The organism is Flavobacterium poyangense (genome assembly GCF_011751075.1).
Taxonomy (GTDB): domain Bacteria; phylum Bacteroidota; class Bacteroidia; order Flavobacteriales; family Flavobacteriaceae; genus Flavobacterium; species Flavobacterium poyangense.
Window position 1 is genome coordinate 1 of record NZ_JAALLN010000156.1, and the last position, 585, is coordinate 585.

Genomic DNA, 585 nt, shown 5'->3' on the forward strand with positions numbered 1-585 from the left:
CGGCAAGTCGGTGGCCGGCATCATGCAGAAGGACGAAAGCCAGGCCGGGATGCCTGACGCCTGGTCCACCTACCTGCGTTCCGACGACGCCGCCGCCACGGCTGCCGCCGTCACCGAGGCCGGCGCACGGGTGGTGATCCGCGCGCCAGCCTCGACCTTGACCACGCCGCCGCCGGGAGCCTTGCCCAGCAGCGCTGCCGCATCGGTGAAGCTCGGTATCCAGTTCCTGCCGCTGCCTGACGAATAGATGCCGCTGTCGAGGAACTTCTGCGTATCGATCTTTGCCGTCGAGGCGATCAGCGCCCCGACATTGACCTGGCTGGTGCCGCCGAAGACGATGCCGTTCTGGTTGATGACCAGGACCTGGCCGCTGGCATTGATGGAGCCGAGGATCTGGCTGGGCTTCGCATCGGTGCCCAGCACGCGGTTGAGCGCCACCCAGTTTCCAGCCTGCTGCTGGAACGTAAGGTCGGTCTGGCCGCCAACGTTGAAGGTGTCCCAGGTGAGGATCGCCTTCTGCTCGTTCTGCTTGACGGCGACCTTGATGCGGTCGCCATCGGTGAATTCGGTCGGCAGGTCGGCGCC

Annotated in this window: 1 protein-coding gene; it reads right to left on the reverse strand. The window is 66.2% G+C overall.

Annotated elements, in window-relative coordinates; all coding sequences use genetic code 11:
* Positions 1-69: 69 nt before the first annotated feature.
* The coding region (locus tag G3A47_RS23105; RefSeq protein ID WP_166926622.1) for a two-partner secretion domain-containing protein at positions 70-585 on the reverse strand (516 nt) is incomplete at its 5' end.